Source organism: Bradyrhizobium sp. Ec3.3 (assembly GCF_000472925.1).
Lineage (GTDB): Bacteria > Pseudomonadota > Alphaproteobacteria > Rhizobiales > Xanthobacteraceae > Bradyrhizobium.
Map to the genome: position 1 here is coordinate 41,705 of NZ_AXAS01000010.1, position 16,066 is coordinate 57,770.

Below are 16,066 nucleotides of genomic sequence, written 5' to 3' on the forward strand. Positions count from 1 at the left end.
TGGACCTGTGCAGCGCCTTGCCTTCCCACGAACCTGGATTGTCCCGGTTGGGGGCGATCACGGTCTTGTGCCTTGCACTTTAAATCGCAAAACATATCTTACGATATATCTAACAATGGAGGCCTAAGATATGTTTCGAGACAAGCACCACAATCGACACGAGAGAGAAGACCGGGAATTCCGTTTCGCATTCGCCATGGGCCGGCATGGCGGGCGTCGCTTCGGCCGTGGCGGGCATGGCTTCTTCGGACGCGGCGGTGGCGCCGACTTTCCGGGCGCACGGCGGCTTTCGTCGCAGGACCTCCAGCTCGTCATCCTCGCACTGCTCGCCGATCAGCCGGCGCACGGCTACGAGCTGATCAAGACCATCGAGGAGCGCTCGGATGGTTTTTACAGCCCGAGCCCCGGTGTGATCTATCCGGCGCTGACCTATCTCGAAGAGGTTGGGCACGCCAGCGTCGAGCAGGACGCCGGCCGCAAGCGCTACAGCATCACCGCGCAGGGCCAGGCCCATCTCGCCGAGTATCGCGCCACCGCGGATGCGATCCTTCAGGCGCTGTCGCGGATCGGACGCCGCATGGACGAGGTACGCGAGGCCTTTGCCGGCGTCAGCGATCTCGATGCGGATGCCTCCGACGAGCTGCATCGCGCCCGCCATGGCCTCAAGCGAGCACTGCGTTCCAAGCACGGCTGCGATGCCGATGAGGCGCGACGCATCGCCAAGATTCTCGACCGTGCGGCGGCCGAAATTCTGCGGAGCTGAGGGAATACGATCATGTCGCAAGATCAACCGCACAGCCCGATCCAGGATGCGCGCGTCAACGCCGTGATCGAACGCATGCAGGCCGTGCGCCGCCGTCCACCGGGCGGCGGACCGCGCGGCGGATTCAGCAGCCGCGATCCGCATGCCTATGCCGAGCAGGGTTTTTCGATCCATCCCGAGCAGGGCGAGCTGATCTACCTGTTGTGCAGAGGCATGCGCGCGACGCGCGTTGCCGAGTTCGCAACCTCCGTCGGCATGTCGACGCTGTATTTTGCGGCTGCGATGCGCGACAATGGCGGCGGCACCGTGATCGGCTCGGAGATCGTGCCGGCCAAGGTCGCAACCGCCCGGCGCAATCTCGACGACGCGGGGCTATCCGCCTACGCCGAGATCCGCGAGGGCGATGCGCGCAAGACGCTGGGCGATCTCGGCGGCCCCGTCGACTTCATCCTGATCGACGGTTGGCCAGGCGAGGAGGGTCCTTCGCTCGCGCGCCAGGTGATCGAGATCGTCGCGCCGCAGCTTCGCATCGGCGGCTACGTCATGAACGACAATGCCGAACCCGATTTCCTCGAGTTCATCCGCGATCCCAAAAACGGCTTCGTCTCGATGACGCTGCCGCTCAAGGGCGGGACGGAGCTCAGCCTGAAAGTGGCATGACCACTCTGCCGCCATCGCTCGCGCGATAGGCGTCCGGGATCACGAACACCCCGTCGGCGCGGCCGTAGCCGCCGTCGGGCACCTCCTCGATCAGCACCATCGTGTGCGGCCGCGCCGCTTCGCCGAAATAGTCGACGAACAGCGCGGTGAGGCGGTGCACGATCTCGGCCTTCTGCGTCCGTGACAGCGCGGCCTGCGGGATCTTGATGTTGACGAATGGCATGTCGGGTAACTCCCTGCAACGCGTCGTGGCGCGCGTCAGATCACGCCGCCATTGGCGCGGATGATCTGGCCGTTGACCCAGCCGCTGTCGGCGCTGGCGAGGAAGGCGACGAGGCCGGCGATGTCGTCGGGCTGGCCGAGCCGGCCGAATGGATTCATGCCGGCGATGGCGCGCACCTGCTGCTCGGTCTTGCCCTCGAGGAACAGCCGCGTCTCGACCGGTCCCGGCGCCACCGCATTGACGGTGATGCGCCGGCTGCCGAGCTCCTTGGCAAGGATGTGCGTCATCGCCTCGACCGCTGCCTTTGTCGCGGCGTAGACGGCGTAGCCAGGCTGGTAGAGGCCGACGACGCTGGAGGAGAAGTTGATGATGCGGCCGCCGTCGCGCAGCCGGCGCGCCGCTTCGCGCATGGAGCGGAACACGCTCTCCAGATTGATCGAGATCTGCCGCGCAAACGCGGCGTCGGTCACCTCGGCGAGCGATGCGAGCTCCATGATGCCGGCATTGTTGACGACGATGTCGACCCCGCCGAAGGCGCGCTCGGCCGCCTCGAACAGGCGCGCCGGCGTCGCGGGATCGGCCAGATCGGCCTGTACGGCGATGGCGCGGCCGCCGGCGGCTTCGATGGCCGCGACAAGTTCGTCCGCGGCGGCGCGGCCGCTCGCATAATTGATCGCAACGGCGATGCCGTCCCGCGCAAAGCGGCGGGCGATCGCGGCGCCGATGCCGCGGGAGCCGCCGGTCACGATGGCAACACGCTGAGTTTGATTGGTCATGGTCCGCTCCTGTCTTTCCCTGGACAGGAGATATCTGATCGCTTTGGCCGGATAATTACCCGCCGCTTGCCATCACTTGTCGGATATGGTGAACAATCGGCCATGGATCGTTTCGAGGCCATGCGCCTGTTCGTCCGCCTCGTAGAAAGGCGCAGCTTTACTGCTGCGGCCGCCGACCTCGGCCTTCCCCGTTCGACCGCGAGCGAGGTGTTGCGCGGCCTCGAGGCGCGCCTTGGCGCGCGTCTGCTCGAACGCACGACGCGACATGTCACCCCGACGCTCGACGGCGCGGATTTTTACCGGCGCTGCGTCGCCATTCTCGCGGAGGTCGAGGAGGCCGAGACGGCGATGCGCGATGCGCGGCCGCGGGGCCTGTTGCGCATCGACGCGCATCCGCTGCTCACCCGCACCTTCATCCTGCCCCATCTGCCGGCATTCCTGGCGCGCTATCCGCTGCTCGAGTTGCAGATCGGGCAGGGCGACCGTCTGGTCGATCTCGTGCGCGAGGGCGTCGATTGCGTGATCCGCTCGGGGGAGCCCGACGACAGCGGGATGATCCAGCGCCGTCTCGGCACCATCGCCGAGATCACGGTGGCAAGCCCGGCCTATCTTGCCGCCCACGGCGTGCCGGCGACGCCGGATGCGCTCGACGGGCACCAGATGGTGGCCTTCGTCTCCTCGCGCACCGGTGACGTGCTGCCGCTGGAATTTTCCGTCGTGGGTACGCTTCGGCACATCGTGCTGCCGAGCCGGGTCCGGGTGAACAATTCCGATTCCATGGCCGATCTCGCGCGGCTCGGCTTCGGCCTCGTGCAGGCGCCGCGCTATCGCTTCGCTGAGGATCTCGCCGCCGGCGCGCTCGTCGAGGTGCTGGCCGGCTTCCCGCCGTCGCCGACCCCGCTCTTCGCGCTCTATCCGCAGAACCGCCAGCTCACGCTGCGGCTGCGTGTCTTCCTCGACTGGATCGCCGGCATTTTTGCGCAGGCGCGGCTATGACCGGGAGCGGGAGATCCGCATGCAACATCCCGGACGATCCAGGCCATATTTCTACTTTGCATGGGGTTGTTTTCGACAAAAAAGGAATCGTTTGTGCCGTCGAGCAAATCGCCTTTACGACTTTGGGCCAATCGCGATCGTCACGACAGGCGCAACTCCTTACGCAGCTTGCGCGTCAGCTTCGCGACGATGAGCGCATGGGCCTGGTCGAGATAGGCTGCGAGCTCGGGGTCGGGCAGCGCGTCGTTGTCGATGAGCTGCACCCATTTGGCCCGCGCCAGATACGGAGCAGGCCGTGCAAGACCCTGCTCGATCAGCATCGCGTAAGCCATGTTCGACGTCTTGAACATGAAGCCGCCTGACTGCTCGACGAAGCCGCGCGCCAGCGCGAACATCTTGCCGCCGACCTTGAACACCGACGTGCCTTCCCATTGCACAATCTTGGTTGCGGCAGGTAGTCGCAGGCAGTGGGCTTCGAAGCGTTTGGGAGTCATGTCAGGGCAACAAGCGAAAAAGGTGCGGCAAGATCTTTGGCTGAGTGAGCGAAGGCCGACAAGCCGAAACTTCCGTGCTGCTTCACAGTTTTGCCCGAGGCACGCATTACCAGCAGCTCTTCGAATCCTCAGCCCTTGCGGAGTTCCCATGCACACGTTGTCAGCCGACCGGCCGGCCACCCGGCTCGCGACACGGCTGTCCTTCCTCGTTGCGGGCTTCGGCATCGCATGCTGGGCACCGCTGGTGCCGTTTGCCAAGGAACGGCTCGCGGTCGACGACGGCATCCTCGGTCTGCTCCTGCTCTGTCTGGGCATCGGCTCGGTTGCCGCGATGCTGCTGACGGGCGCCTTGAGCGCGCGCTACGGCACCAAGCCGATCATTCTCGCCGGCGGCTTTGGCCTCGCGGTAATCCTGCCGTGGCTCGTCGTCGCGAGCACGCCGGCCACGCTGGGCCTCGCCCTGTTCGTGTTCGGCGCCGCGCTCGGCTCGATCGACGTCGCCATGAATATTCACGCGGTTGAGGTGGAGCGCGCTGCAACGCGTCCGCTGATGTCGGGCTTCCACGCGTTGTTCAGCATTGGCGGATTTGCTGGATCGAGCCTGATGACGCTGCTGCTGTCGATCCATCTCGGCCCGCTCGCGAGCACGCTGATCGCCTCGGCCCTGATGCTGGCGGCGATGATCATGGCCTGGCCGCTGTTGCTGCGGAGCGCACAGGCGCAGGACGGACCGCTGTTCGTCTTGCCACACGGCATCGTGTTGGTGCTTGCGGCGCTGGCCGCCGTCACGTTCCTCGTCGAAGGCGCCATGCTCGATTGGGGCGCGCTGCTCATCGTCGGCGCGGGCCTCGTGCCGGACACGCAAGGCGGGCTCGGTTACATGCTGTTCTCGATCGCGATGACCGCGGGCCGGCTGGGCGGCGATGCCGTGGTGGCGCGGGTCGGCGATCGCGCCACGTTGATCGTCGGCAGCCTGCTGGCGATTGCAGGCTTCGTCGTGCTGCTGGTCGCACCAGTTGCTGCCATTGCGATGGCCGGGTTCGTGCTCATCGGCCTCGGCGCCTCGAACCTGGTGCCGGTGCTGTTTCGCCGTGCGGGCTCGCAACAAGCGATGCCCACGGGCCTTGCCGTTGCTGCGATTACCACGGCTGGCTATGCCGGCGTTCTGGTCGGACCTGCCGGTGTCGGGTTCGTCGCGCGGATCGCGAGCCTGCCGATGGCGTTTGCCATGCTCGGAGCGCTCTTGTGCCTCGTCACGCTATCGGCGGGGATCGTGACGTCGGGCGACCGCTCAAGCGGACGCAGCCGCTAGCGCGGCGCGCCGCATCGTGAGTTGAGTTGTCATCACGGGCGGCTACCATGCCGTTCAAGTTTTCCGGCGGAATGCCGGAGCATCGTTGAGGGGAGGCGACATGAGCGGCCAGGCACGGATGGTGAAGGGATCGGATCTGTTTGTCGCAGCGCTGGAGAATGAGGGCGTCGACCGCATCTTCGGCGTCCCCGGCGAGGAAAATCTCGACCTGGTCGAGTCCTTGCGCAACTCCAAGATCGAATTGATCCTGACCCGCCACGAGCAGGCCGCGGCCTTCATGGCTGCAACCCATGGTCGGCTGACCGGCAAGCCCGGCGTCTGTCTCTCCACGCTCGGCCCGGGCGCGCTCAACCTGTCGACGGGCGCGGCCTATGCGCATCTCGGCGCGATGCCGATGCTCATGATCACCGGTCAGAAGGCGATCATGAGCAGCCGGCAGGCGCGCTTCCAGATCGTTGACGTTGTGGCCAGCATGAAGCCGCTGACAAAGCTGGCGCGGCAGATCGTCAGTGCGTCGAGCATCCCGACCGTGGTCCGCGACGCCTTCCGTGTCGCGATGGAGGAGCGGCCGGGACCGGTGCATCTCGAACTGCCTGAGGACGTCGCGGGCGAGGAGGTGGCGTCCGTGCCGGTGGTCCCGGTGCATCCGATCGAGATTCCCGTCGCCCATCGCGCCGCGCTCGATCGTGCCGCCGAGATGATCCTGGCGGCGAAGCGCCCGCTAGTCATGATGGGCGCGGCGACCAGCCGGCCGCGGTCGACCCACGGCATCGCGAATTTCGTGCGGCGGACGCAGATCCCGTTCTTCACCACGCAGATGGGCAAGGGTACCGTCCCCGGTGGCACCAATCTCTATATGGGCACCGCGGCACTGTCCGAGCGTGACTATGTCCACGAGGCCATCGACGCCGCCGACCTGATCATCGCGATCGGCCACGACGCGATCGAGAAGCCACCCTTCATCATGGGGCCATCGGGCCCGAAGGTGATCCACGTCAGCTACACGCCGGCGAGCGTCGAGCAGGTCTATTTCCCCGATGCGGAGGTCGTCGGCGACGTCGGGCCGAGCCTCGAATTGCTGGCCGACCGCCTCGAAGGCCGGCTGCCGGATGCCGGCGCGCTGCTGCCGCTGCGCGAGCAGATTCTTGAGCATATCGCCGATCGCGCGACTGAATCGCGCTGGCCGCCGACGCCGCAACGAATCGTGCACGACATCCGGCAGGTGATGCCGGAGAACGGCATCGTCGCGCTCGACAACGGCATGTACAAGATCTGGTTTGCACGCAACTACCGCACCAGGGTCGCGAACACGCTGCTGCTCGACAATGCGCTGGCGACGATGGGCGCCGGCCTGCCGTCGGCGATGATGGCCGCGATGCTGTATCCCGAGCGCCGCGTGCTCGCGGTCGCGGGCGATGGTGGCTTCATGATGAACAGCCAGGAGATGGAAACCGCCGTCAGGCTCAAGCTCAATTTCGTCGTGCTGATCCTTCAGGACAACGCCTACGGCATGATCCGGTGGAAGCAGGCGGTCGATCACTTTGCCGATTTTGGCCTAACTTTCGGCAATCCCGACTTCGTCCTGTACGCGAAATCCTATGGTGCCAAGGGCCATCGCATCGAGACGATCGACAGTTTCGTGCCGACGCTCGATGCCGCCTTCAAAGAGGGCGGCGTGCACCTGATCTCGATCCCGATCGACTATTCGGAGAATGTGCGGGTGCTGGTCGATGAGCTCAGGGCCCGCGACAAGACGGCGAAATCTTGAAAGAGCCTACAATGTACCACGATCTCAAATGGTCAGCCTCCGAAAAGAAGGCAGCACGGAAGGCTTACGATACGGCACGGGACGCGGCGCTGGCCAAGGTCATGGCCGAATTCAAGGCGAAGGCGAACGCTGTAACAACACCTGCTGAGATGTGGGCCGTCGAAGACTATCTTCGTCAGAAGGGGCGGGAGATCGATGAGATGTTCGACTATCGTTACTCGCAGCTTCCTCGGGTGTTTGCCCGGCTAATTCGAGAAGGGTATCTTGAAGAAAATCTTCTGGCAGGCTTGGCGGAAGACAAGCTCGAGGACATTCGCAGAATTTTGCCCCACTTTGCGAAGGACTGACGTGGAGTATCGCGATAGCCATGCTCGATGTGTCAGGCTGCGTAACCCAACATTCCCGCCAACACAGGAATAAAAATGCCCCGCGTACCCTGTATCACCGAGATGGGCATGGGCGTCGACGTCCATGGCAAGGACGCGACCAAGGCGGCCAGGCGCGCGGTGTCGGATGCGATCAGGCATTCGAGCCTCGGATTCTTCCGCATGCTCGGCAAGACCGCCAACGACATGTTCGTCGACGTCACGATTGCGGTGCCGAATCCGGAAACCGTCGACAAGGACGCGGTGGCCAAGGAGCTGCCTTACGGCACCGTGACCGTCAATGCAGTCAAGGGCGGCCTCGAAATTCCGGCCGAGCAGGGCAGCGACGCCATCATCATCGCCAATGCGGCCGTGATCGTGAGTCTCGATAAGGAATAGAGCCCGTGTCCGATTCCGATTTGGCGCTGCTCGACCGGCCGATCTGGAGCGCACTGACGACACGACAGCGGGATCTGTCGCAAGGCGGTGCGCGGGCGTTGCGCTATCCCTCCGCGATCGGACCCTTCGCCGACATGGTCGATCTGTCGCCAGCAAGCTACGCGGAGCTGGGCGAGTTGATGTCGCCGTCCGAATATGTCGTGCTGTTCACGCATGACGCGGTGGCCGCGCCGGCCGGACACAAGGTGCTGCTGGCCGAGACCGGCGAGCAGATGATCGGCACGCCCGTCGAAAGCCCGCTCCATGATGCCGAGATCGTGACGCTTGGGATCGATGACGTTCCGGCGATGGTCGCGCTGACCGAGTTGACCAAGCCCGGTCCGTTCAACAAACGGACGCACGAGCTCGGAACCTTTCTCGGCATCCGCGTCGGTGGCGAACTGGTTGCGATGGCGGGCGAGCGGATGAAGCCCGGCAATTTCACGGAGATGACGGCAATCTGCGTGCATCCCGATCACCGCGGACGCGGTTATGCGCAGGCGCTGCTTGGAGCTATCGCGCGCCAGATCGTGGCGCGGGGCGAAACTCCCTTCCTGCACGTATTTTCCAACAACGCGTCGGCGATCGCGCTCTACCAGCGGCAGGGGATGAGCATCCGCCGCCGCCTGCATGTCACCGTGCTGCAGAAGCAGGGGTGAGGCCCGGTGGCGCGAGCGACCGAGCCCCTTGGCTCAGGTCTTGTAGTCGACGAGCAGCGAGCTCGACGCGGAGGAGGACGACGCGTTGCCGCTGGAGCTGTAGGAGGTCGACTGGCTGGTCGCATTCTGAAGCAGCGCGATCAGCTCCTTCATGAGGTCAGCGGTGCTGGTGGAGGACGAGCTGGACGAGGAGCTGGAGTCAGTGCTGCTCGTGCTCGATGAGTCGCTGCTTGCATCCGGCGGCGGTGGCGGAGCGCCGGCACCATTGGAGAGCGTGTTGGCGAACACATTTTTCAGCTCATCCGCCTGATCGCTGGTGAGCTTGCCGCTCGACACCTCATTCTGGATGAGGTCGTCAATTTTCGACTGCATCTCGTCGGGGGAAGGAGGCGTGGAGGAGCTCGAGCTGGAGCTGCCGCTCTTGAGCGCCGAGTCGATGTCGTCGAGCGCGGACGAGAGTGCAGACTCGTCGCTCGAGCTGATCGTGCCCGCGGAGACTTCCTTGGTGAGCTCGCTCTTGAGGAGGTCGAGAGGAGAATAGGAACTGGTGGAGGTTGCAGAGATCGAGGTCATTGCCGGTCACCCGTGATTGGATTGAGATACGCCTAACATGGGTGTGAGGCTAAAGGTCGCGCCCTTAACGCGCTCTTGCCTGGAAGGTTGCAGAGCTTTTCGTTGTGTTGCTCGCATCCGGATGAACACGCGGCGAAACAAAAATGTCGGCGCTGGCGTGCGCCGGCACCGGCGCGAAGGAAAGGCTTTCCTGCCAGGGATTCGGCGTTATATCGATGTCAACCAGTTCAGGGAGACAGCAGCAGATGGACGCCAGGACACCGAAATTTTCCGTCGCACGGACCGCGATGCAGCGCTACGTCGATCAGGAGATCGTCGCCGGCGTGTCCTGGGCGGTGCTGCGCGGGCGGGAGGTCGTCGACCAGCAATGCGTCGGGCTGGCCGATCGCGAGGCGAACGTGGCGCTCCGGCCCGATCACATCTTCCGCGCTTTTTCCAACACCAAGATCGTCGTCACCTGCGCGATCATGCTGCTGGTCGAGGAAGGTCGTGTCGGCCTTGACGACGCGATCGAGAAATTCCTGCCGCAGCTCGGCAATCGCAAGGTGCTGAAGCAGGGCGCGACGAGCCTTGCCGATGTCGAGCCGGCGCAGGGTCCGATCACGATCCGCCAATTGCTCACGCACACCTCCGGCCTCAGCTACGGCATCTTCGATCCCGGTACCGTGCTGTTCAGGGGGTACAATGAAGCAAAGGTGCTCAATCCGCTGACGACGCTCGCCGACATGATCGACAAGCTCGCCGATCTGCCGCTGTCCTATCATCCCGGCACGGGCTGGGAATATTCGGTTGCAACCGATGTGCTCGGCCGCGTCGTGGAGGTCGCATCCGGCGAGGCGCTCGATGCTTTCCTCAAGGCACGCATCTTCGATCCGCTCGGCATGGTCGACACCGGCTTTTCCGTGCCGGAAGCCGCGCAGGGCAGGCTGGTCGCCTATTATCGTGGCGCCGACGTGCTCGATCCGATGAAGCCGGGCCTGTGGCGGATCGACGATCAGCCCTTTCCGCAAGCCTATCGCCGGCCGTTCCCGCGGCTGTCGGGCGGCGGCGGCCTAGTCTCGACTCTGCCGGACATGCTCGCGCTGGTGCGGGCGCTGCTCCCGGGATCGGGCGAGCTTTTGAAGCCCGAGACGCTGCGGCAGATGATGACGAACCAGCTTGGCGGCGGCCAGACCATCCGTTTTGCGACCCTCGGGGCCATTCCCGGCAAGGGCTTTGGGCTCGGCGGCGCCGTCACCTTCGCGCCGACGCCTTTTGATCCCCCAAATTCGACTGGCGAATTCCAGTGGGGCGGCGTTGCCGGCACGCATTGGTGGATATGTCCGGCGGCCGATACGGCCGGCGTGCTGATGGCGCAGCGCGCGATGGGCTTCTGGAATCCGTTCTTCTTTGAGTTCAAGCGCCTCGCTTACGAGGCATTGGGAGCAGGCTGACGCGCTCCGCGAAGATCGCCGGAGGTGAACGGCGCAAACAAAGTGGGAGGCATCGCCTCCCACTCACTGTTTGCTTCAGTCCTTCCAGGGATCGAACTCGCCTTCGCCGGCCATGGCTACGGCGAAGGGCCGCAGCGTGTGCAGCACCTTGACGGTGCCGGCGTGCTGCGCGAGCACCTCGGGCAGGCGCCGATAGGCCATCGGGCTTTCGTCGAGGTCGGCACCGATGAGGGTGACGCCGCGCTCGTTCAGCCAGCGGTCCATCTCGACGCGCGTGAAGCGCCGCTTCGCCTCCTTGCGTCCGAACAGGCGGCCGGCGCCGTGCACGGTCGAGTAGAGCGAAGCCTTCGCCTCGGGACTGTCGACGCCTTCGAGGATCACGGCGTCGTCACCCATGGAGCCGCCGACGAATCCCTTTTGGCCAGGGAAAGCCGGTGTCGCGCCCTTGCGCACCACCCACAAATCCCGGCCGTCGTGCGTCTCGCGCCAGGCATAGTTGTGGTGGTTGTGGATGCGCTCGGTGACGCTGCCGCCGATGATCTGGCGGACGCGCTCCACGACCCACTCGCGGCCCGCGTAGGCGTAACGCCCGGCGAGCTGCATCGCCGCGATGTAGCGGCGGCCGAGCTCGGAGTCCTCGTCGACGACGGCGGGCGGGACGTTCATGCCGTCCTTGCCGCCGGCGGCCTTGAGGTAGCGCGTCGCCGAGGTATGCCCGAGACCGCGGCTGCCGAAATGGACGCCGATCCAGACAAAGCCTTCCTCGTCGCGCATCAGGTCGACATAGTGGTTGCCGGACCCGACCGTCCCGAGTTGGCTTATAGCCTTCTGGCGATAGGCCTCCATATCGCTCTCGCGCCACGCATCGCCATCGTCGAACAGCTCGTGCTCGGCCCGCTCGGCGTTGGCCCGGCCGATCCCGAAAGAGATCGTCTTCGCCACGTCGCGGATGATCGTGGGCACGATCGCCGAGATGTCCTCGAAGCGCGTGTCGAGACGCGCGGCCATGTTGCCGCAGCCGATGTCGAAGCCGACGCCGGAGATGCTGATCTGCTTCTCATAGGCGATGACTCCGCCGACCGGCTGGGCGTAGCCGAGATGGCCGTCGGCGCATAGCACGCCGGATACGACATTGCCGACCGCCATGCAGTTGCGCATCTGCGCCACGGTCGCCTCATCATGCTCGCCGAAGATCTTCAGCGGCGCATTCTGGAAGCGCGCCTCCTGCGGGCGAAGGTTGGCGATCTCGCTCGCGGCCGCACTGGTCTCACGGGCCAGTTGTTCCTTGCGCGCGGCATCTCGATAGAGACACCAGGCAGGCTGGCCGCGTCCTTCGCCGACGCGCGAATCCGGATCGACGCCGGCGGCGCGGCACAGTTCGCGGGCACGTTCCTGATAGGGATCGGGTCGTCGCATGGTCTTGCTCTCCTACTTCATTCCGCGCGTGCCGTCTGGCTCGCGCGGGTCATTGCCGGCTAGCTCGAGCTGCTCGGAGCCGCCGGAACTCCGGTGAAAAATAATTAAACCGATCGGTTGACAATCGAGACCGGTCGACTATGTTTAACCACATGGTTGAACAATTCGCGCATCTCGACGCCGTTTTTCATGCCCTCGCGGATCCAACGCGGCGGGCAATGCTTGGTCATCTGGCGGAACGGGAGCTCACGATCGGGGAGCTTGCGACACCGTTCAGCATGAGTTTCGCGGGCGCCTCGAAGCACGTTCGGGTGCTGGAGAATGCAGGCCTCGTCACGCGCACGATCCGCGGCCGAACCCATCTGTGTCGGCTGCAGGCCGCTCGGCTCGCCGAAGCCGATGCCTGGCTGCGACGTTACGAACGCTTCTGGAATGACAGGCTCGACTCGTTGGAGGCGTTGCTGCGCGCCGAAGACGAGGCGAAGGCAAAAAAGAAGTGAGGAGCAGAACGATGGATGCAAAGACCAAGCCCGATGCCTATGGCGAACTGATCGAACCGACGACGCTGAGGCTTCAGCGCCTGCTGCCCGGACCGATCGAGCGTGTCTGGGCCTATCTCACCGATAGCGACCTCCGCCGCAAATGGCTGGCGGCGGGCGTGATGGAGACGAGGGTCGGAGCGCCCTTCGAGTTCATCTGGCGCAACGATGAGCTCAACGATCCCCCAAGCAAGCGCCCGGTCGGCTTTCCCGAAGAGCATCGGATGCAGAGCCGGATCACCGAGTGCGATCCGCCACGAAAGCTTTCGATTGCCTGGAGCAACAGCGGCGACGTGACCTTCGAACTGGAGCCGAAGGGAAAGGGCGTGGTGCTCACCGTGATCCATCGTCGTCTGCCCGACCGCTCGACCATGCTCAAGGTCGGCGCCGGCTGGCACATGCATCTCGACATTCTGGTCGCGCGGATCTCTGGCGAGGAGCCGGCGCCGTTCTGGGATGGCTGGGCTCAGCTTCAGCAGGACTACGACCGGCGGCTGCCGGGCTGACGGAACGCACCGAACAACAAACAGGAGGTTAGCTATGCAGACTCATGTCGTTTCGGCGCAGGAGTGGGAAGCTGCGCGTCAGCGGTTGCTGGTCAAGGAGAAGGCTTCAACCCGAGCCCGTGACGCACTGGCCGCTGAGCGGCGGCGGATGCCGTGGCTTGCGGTGGAGAAGAGTTACGCTTTCGACGGACCCGAGGGCAAAGCGAGCTTGCTCGACTTGTTCGCGGGCCGCCATCAGCTCATCGTCTACCGGGCTTTTTTCGAGCCGGGCGTGTTTGGCTGGCCCGACCACGCTTGCCGTGGCTGCTCCATGGTGGCCGACCAGGTCGCCCATCTTGCTCATCTGAACGCGCGCGATACCACGCTCGTCTTCGTCTCGCGTGCGCCGCAGGCAGACATCGCAGCCCTGAAGGCACGGATGGGGTGGGAGATACCCTGGTACACGATCACGGACGGCTTCGACGCCGACTTCGGCGTCGACGAGTGGCACGGCACCAACGTGTTTTTCCGCGACGGCAGCAAAGTCTTCCGCACCTATTTCATCAACAACCGCGGGGATGAGCAGATGGGAGGTACCTGGAATTACCTCGACATCACACCGCTCGGCCGGCAGGAGGTGTGGGAAGACTCGCCCGAGGGCTATCCCCAGACGCCGACCTACAAGTGGTGGAACTGGCATGACAATTACGAGGCAGGTGCAGCGCCCGACAAGAGATGGGTCGAGGTGTCGGACGCCGGAGAGGCGGCGTTCCGGAAACAGAGCGCAAAGTCGTGAGCAAGACCGCCGCGATCGGTGCGGCCAATTGGCTACGCCTCGCGGCCGCGCCGACCTTCGCGATCATGGCGCTGCTGACGGCCGTTCTGGGCGGCGGATCGCTGGATGCGTTGTGTTCGACAGCGGGAGCGTCGCCGTTCGGTGGAATGGTCCCGATGTACCTGCTGATGAGCGCCTTCCATCTGGCGCCCTGGCTGAAGCTGATCGGCAGCCGCGCCGGGCTGCCCCGTGCGGCTGAAGGCCCGGCGTAAAACCGAGTGAGCCGGGCGCGGGAGGCCGCGCCCGGTTCGTTGGTGTGACGTATCAGTGCAGCGTGGTCTCCGACGCCGCGATCCACGCGACCACGGCCTCCGAGAAGCCGTTGACGCGGGTCCAGCCGCCGTGGCCGACGCCATGCTGATACGAGGCGATGTTGACCAGCGTTCCGCGCGCCGCAGGGTCCGGCACCCGGTCGTGGCTCTGCTCGTCGGTGAAGACGATCAGCCGGTCACCCTTGCGGTCGATCTCGGACACCGCCTTGCCGAGATAGGTCCCGCCATGGGCCTGCGAGTTGATGATCGCATCCCTGAGCGCAAAGCCGCGGCGGGGAGGGACCTTCACCACCTCATTGCTGAAGGTGAAGATCTCGACCTCGTCGCAGACCTCGCGGGCGAGGATCGCAAGACCGCACGCGGCCTCCGCGCGCGTCATTTCCGACTGCGCGGAGAGGGGCGTGAACATCGAGCCTGACACGTCGATCAGGAGCCGCGTGCGGCCAGGCAGCCGCACATGGTCCTTGACCGACTTCAGCATCGCACCTTCGAGTTCGGGCTCGAAATCCGGCGCGTAGCGCGCGGCCGTGATGAAGCGATAGGGCAGGATACGATCCGTCCGCATCGCCTCGATCGCGCCCGCGATCACATCGCGCGGCACCTGCGCGTTCTGCATCAGGCGCAGATTGCGCAGCAGCGCCATGCCGCCGAGCTTCTTCTCGGCGATCAGCCGCTCGAAGCTCTCGCGCTTGCTCTTGCCGGCCGAGAGCGAGACCTCCCAGGTGTCGGGGGAGGCGAGCTCGCCGTCGACGAGCTGCTTCCACACCTTCTCCTGCGCTGCGTCCTTCGGCTTGGCGTGCACCAGGAACAGCACGTCCCTGATCCGCACCGCGCCGTCGCGGTCGTACTTCGCGAGCTGATAGGCGTCGAACTTGGTCAGCGCGCGGGCAAGACCCTTCTTGACCTGCGCCGACACCGGCTGACGCTTGCGCTGCTGCTGAGGGCCGAGCGCGTCCGCCCAGTAGATCGCGAGCAGCTCCGTCATCTCGTCGGGGCGCTGGATCACCTGTGCGAGCGTATCGGCAACCAGCGCACGATGCTTCTCGCTACGCGCCATCTCGCGGACCACGAGGAGCGGTGCGTGCCGCAGCTTCATGATTTCGCGCGCCTCGATCGCAAGCTGCGCAACGCGGGCAGGGGCGACCTTGGGCACGAGTGCCTTGATGCGATCGGCGATCGAAACGCCATCCTCGTAGAACTGGTCCTCCCAGAGAAGGCAGTTCATCAGCGTGCGCTTCAGCTCCATCTCGGGCGTGAAGCGCACGGCGCGCGCGCCCTCACGCGTGAAGGCGCGAACGATCTTGTTGAGCCTGACCATGACGGCCTCCTCTTAAGTTGATGATGGAATGAAAACGGTGCCGGGGAACAAGCGAGGCTGTACTGCCCTTGCGGGCTTCACAGAGCGGGCTCAATCTCGGAAGAGACGAGGCACCGCCGTTGCGATCACGAAGTAACAGCGCTCTTCACCACCGGCGGTGGTGACGAGAATGACACGATCCGGGAACAGGCGATGCTGAGACCCCAGCTTGCAGCTTACCTGCAAGCCGGGTAGCGCTCTGGCCACTGAGCTACCGGTGCATGGTACACCGGGCGGGATTCGAACCCGCGACCTCTCGATTATCAGTCGAAGTAACAGCTATCTTCACCACGGATCGTGATGGGGGTGGCGGGGAACGGGCGATGCTGTTCTGCTCTGTGAGCGGACTGAGCTACGGCATTTCAGCCGGCGGGATACGAACCCGCGACCTCCGCTCCGGCAAGCCAAACGTTGGCAAGCCAAGACGGCGCTCTACCGAAGTAACAGACATCTTCACCACCGCCAGGCCGAAGCATTCGCATCGGCATTGATGGGTACGCTGGGGAACGGGCGATATCGGCTTTCAGTGACGACAACACAGGATTGTCCTTGCGGAGGGACCCTGCGCCGGGCCGCGTGCAAGCCTTTTCCGAGGCCGCATCCCGGTGCGTGTGTCAAAGGCGGGAGGCATACCCGCTTTGCCGGGGAGGAAGTATCCGACATCTTCACCACCAGCGTCGGTTGAGCCGCGAACATCGCGGC

The 16,066-nt window shown here is 64.8% G+C and carries 19 protein-coding genes; 13 read left to right on the forward strand and 6 right to left on the reverse strand.

Annotation, left to right across the window (positions count from 1 at the left end):
* Positions 1-130 precede the first annotated feature (130 nt).
* Together YUU_RS0111600 and YUU_RS0111605 are read left to right on the forward strand one after the other, a co-directional pair.
* The gene (locus YUU_RS0111600; protein WP_027522513.1) at positions 131-763 is read left to right on the forward strand and encodes a PadR family transcriptional regulator; all 633 of its coding nucleotides are present in this window, start codon (positions 131-133) and stop codon (positions 761-763) included.
* A 12-nt stretch (positions 764-775) separates the two neighbouring features.
* A complete protein-coding gene (locus YUU_RS0111605; RefSeq protein WP_027522514.1) occupies positions 776-1,423 on the forward strand; it encodes an O-methyltransferase in 648 nt (215 codons plus the stop codon).
* Here YUU_RS0111605 and YUU_RS0111610 read toward each other — a convergent pair.
* Positions 1,404-1,646: a 4-oxalocrotonate tautomerase family protein gene (locus YUU_RS0111610; protein ID WP_027522515.1), complete on the reverse strand. Its 243-nt coding sequence runs from the start codon at positions 1,644-1,646 to the stop codon at positions 1,404-1,406. The two genes, YUU_RS0111605 and YUU_RS0111610, sit on opposite strands and share 20 nt — an antisense overlap.
* A 35-nt stretch (positions 1,647-1,681) precedes the next feature.
* Entirely contained in the window at positions 1,682-2,422 is a 741-nt protein-coding gene (locus YUU_RS0111615; protein WP_027522516.1) for an SDR family oxidoreductase, read from the reverse strand.
* Between the two features lie 102 nt (positions 2,423-2,524).
* Between YUU_RS0111615 and YUU_RS0111620 the strand changes: the two genes are divergently transcribed.
* A complete protein-coding gene (locus YUU_RS0111620) occupies positions 2,525-3,418 on the forward strand; it encodes a LysR family transcriptional regulator (protein WP_027522517.1) in 894 nt (297 codons plus the stop codon).
* Positions 3,419-3,558: 140 nt separating this feature from the next.
* On the opposite strand, the gene YUU_RS0111625 is transcribed toward YUU_RS0111620, so the two are convergent.
* The gene (locus YUU_RS0111625; protein ID WP_027522518.1) at positions 3,559-3,912 is read right to left on the reverse strand and encodes an MmcQ/YjbR family DNA-binding protein; all 354 of its coding nucleotides are present in this window, start codon (positions 3,910-3,912) and stop codon (positions 3,559-3,561) included.
* Between the two features lie 148 nt (positions 3,913-4,060).
* Here YUU_RS0111625 and YUU_RS0111630 point away from each other — a divergent pair, with 148 nt between their 5' ends.
* The 5 genes from YUU_RS0111630 to YUU_RS0111650 all read left to right on the forward strand — a co-directional run bounded on the left by YUU_RS0111630 (position 4,061) and on the right by YUU_RS0111650 (position 8,454).
* Positions 4,061-5,224, forward strand: coding sequence for an MFS transporter (locus YUU_RS0111630; protein ID WP_156944237.1), 1,164 nt, complete (start codon positions 4,061-4,063; stop codon positions 5,222-5,224).
* Between the two features lie 118 nt (positions 5,225-5,342).
* Positions 5,343-6,992, forward strand: a complete 1,650-nt coding sequence (locus tag YUU_RS0111635) for an acetolactate synthase large subunit (RefSeq protein ID WP_027522520.1) — start codon at positions 5,343-5,345, stop codon at positions 6,990-6,992.
* Positions 6,993-7,003: 11 nt separating this feature from the next.
* Positions 7,004-7,339, forward strand: a complete 336-nt coding sequence (locus tag YUU_RS0111640) for a hypothetical protein (protein WP_027522521.1) — start codon at positions 7,004-7,006, stop codon at positions 7,337-7,339.
* Between the two features lie 75 nt (positions 7,340-7,414).
* The gene (locus YUU_RS0111645; protein ID WP_027522522.1) at positions 7,415-7,756 is read left to right on the forward strand and encodes a Lin0512 family protein; all 342 of its coding nucleotides are present in this window, start codon (positions 7,415-7,417) and stop codon (positions 7,754-7,756) included.
* Positions 7,757-7,761: 5 nt separating this feature from the next.
* A complete protein-coding gene (locus tag YUU_RS0111650) occupies positions 7,762-8,454 on the forward strand; it encodes a GNAT family N-acetyltransferase (protein ID WP_027522523.1) in 693 nt (230 codons plus the stop codon).
* Between the two features lie 33 nt (positions 8,455-8,487).
* Here the strand turns inward: YUU_RS0111650 and YUU_RS0111655 are convergent, their stop codons facing one another.
* Positions 8,488-9,027, reverse strand: coding sequence for a hypothetical protein (locus YUU_RS0111655; protein ID WP_027522524.1), 540 nt, complete (start codon positions 9,025-9,027; stop codon positions 8,488-8,490).
* 245 nt (positions 9,028-9,272) lie between these two features.
* On the opposite strand from YUU_RS0111655, the gene YUU_RS0111660 reads away from it, so the two are divergent.
* Positions 9,273-10,460, forward strand: a complete 1,188-nt coding sequence (locus YUU_RS0111660) for a serine hydrolase (protein ID WP_027522525.1) — start codon at positions 9,273-9,275, stop codon at positions 10,458-10,460.
* Positions 10,461-10,535: 75 nt separating this feature from the next.
* Here the strand turns inward: YUU_RS0111660 and YUU_RS0111665 are convergent, their stop codons facing one another.
* Positions 10,536-11,876, reverse strand: coding sequence for an RtcB family protein (locus tag YUU_RS0111665; protein WP_027522526.1), 1,341 nt, complete (start codon positions 11,874-11,876; stop codon positions 10,536-10,538).
* A gap of 152 nt (positions 11,877-12,028) precedes the next feature.
* On the opposite strand from YUU_RS0111665, the gene YUU_RS0111670 reads away from it, so the two are divergent.
* The 4 genes from YUU_RS0111670 to YUU_RS50695 are packed head-to-tail and all read left to right on the forward strand — an operon-like array spanning position 12,029 to position 13,947.
* Positions 12,029-12,376, forward strand: coding sequence for a helix-turn-helix transcriptional regulator (locus tag YUU_RS0111670; protein ID WP_198031735.1), 348 nt, complete (start codon positions 12,029-12,031; stop codon positions 12,374-12,376).
* A gap of 11 nt (positions 12,377-12,387) precedes the next feature.
* Positions 12,388-12,921, forward strand: coding sequence for an SRPBCC family protein (locus tag YUU_RS0111675; protein WP_027522528.1), 534 nt, complete (start codon positions 12,388-12,390; stop codon positions 12,919-12,921).
* A gap of 34 nt (positions 12,922-12,955) precedes the next feature.
* A complete protein-coding gene (locus YUU_RS0111680) occupies positions 12,956-13,696 on the forward strand; it encodes a thioredoxin family protein (RefSeq protein WP_027522529.1) in 741 nt (246 codons plus the stop codon).
* Positions 13,636-13,947, forward strand: a complete 312-nt coding sequence (locus YUU_RS50695; RefSeq protein ID WP_371260483.1) for a hypothetical protein — start codon at positions 13,636-13,638, stop codon at positions 13,945-13,947. The genes YUU_RS0111680 and YUU_RS50695 overlap by 61 nt, the downstream gene beginning before the upstream one ends.
* A 52-nt stretch (positions 13,948-13,999) precedes the next feature.
* On the opposite strand, the gene YUU_RS0111690 is transcribed toward YUU_RS50695, so the two are convergent.
* Positions 14,000-15,325: a TROVE domain-containing protein gene (locus tag YUU_RS0111690; protein WP_027522530.1), complete on the reverse strand. Its 1,326-nt coding sequence runs from the start codon at positions 15,323-15,325 to the stop codon at positions 14,000-14,002.
* Between the last annotated feature and the right edge of the window lie 741 nt (positions 15,326-16,066).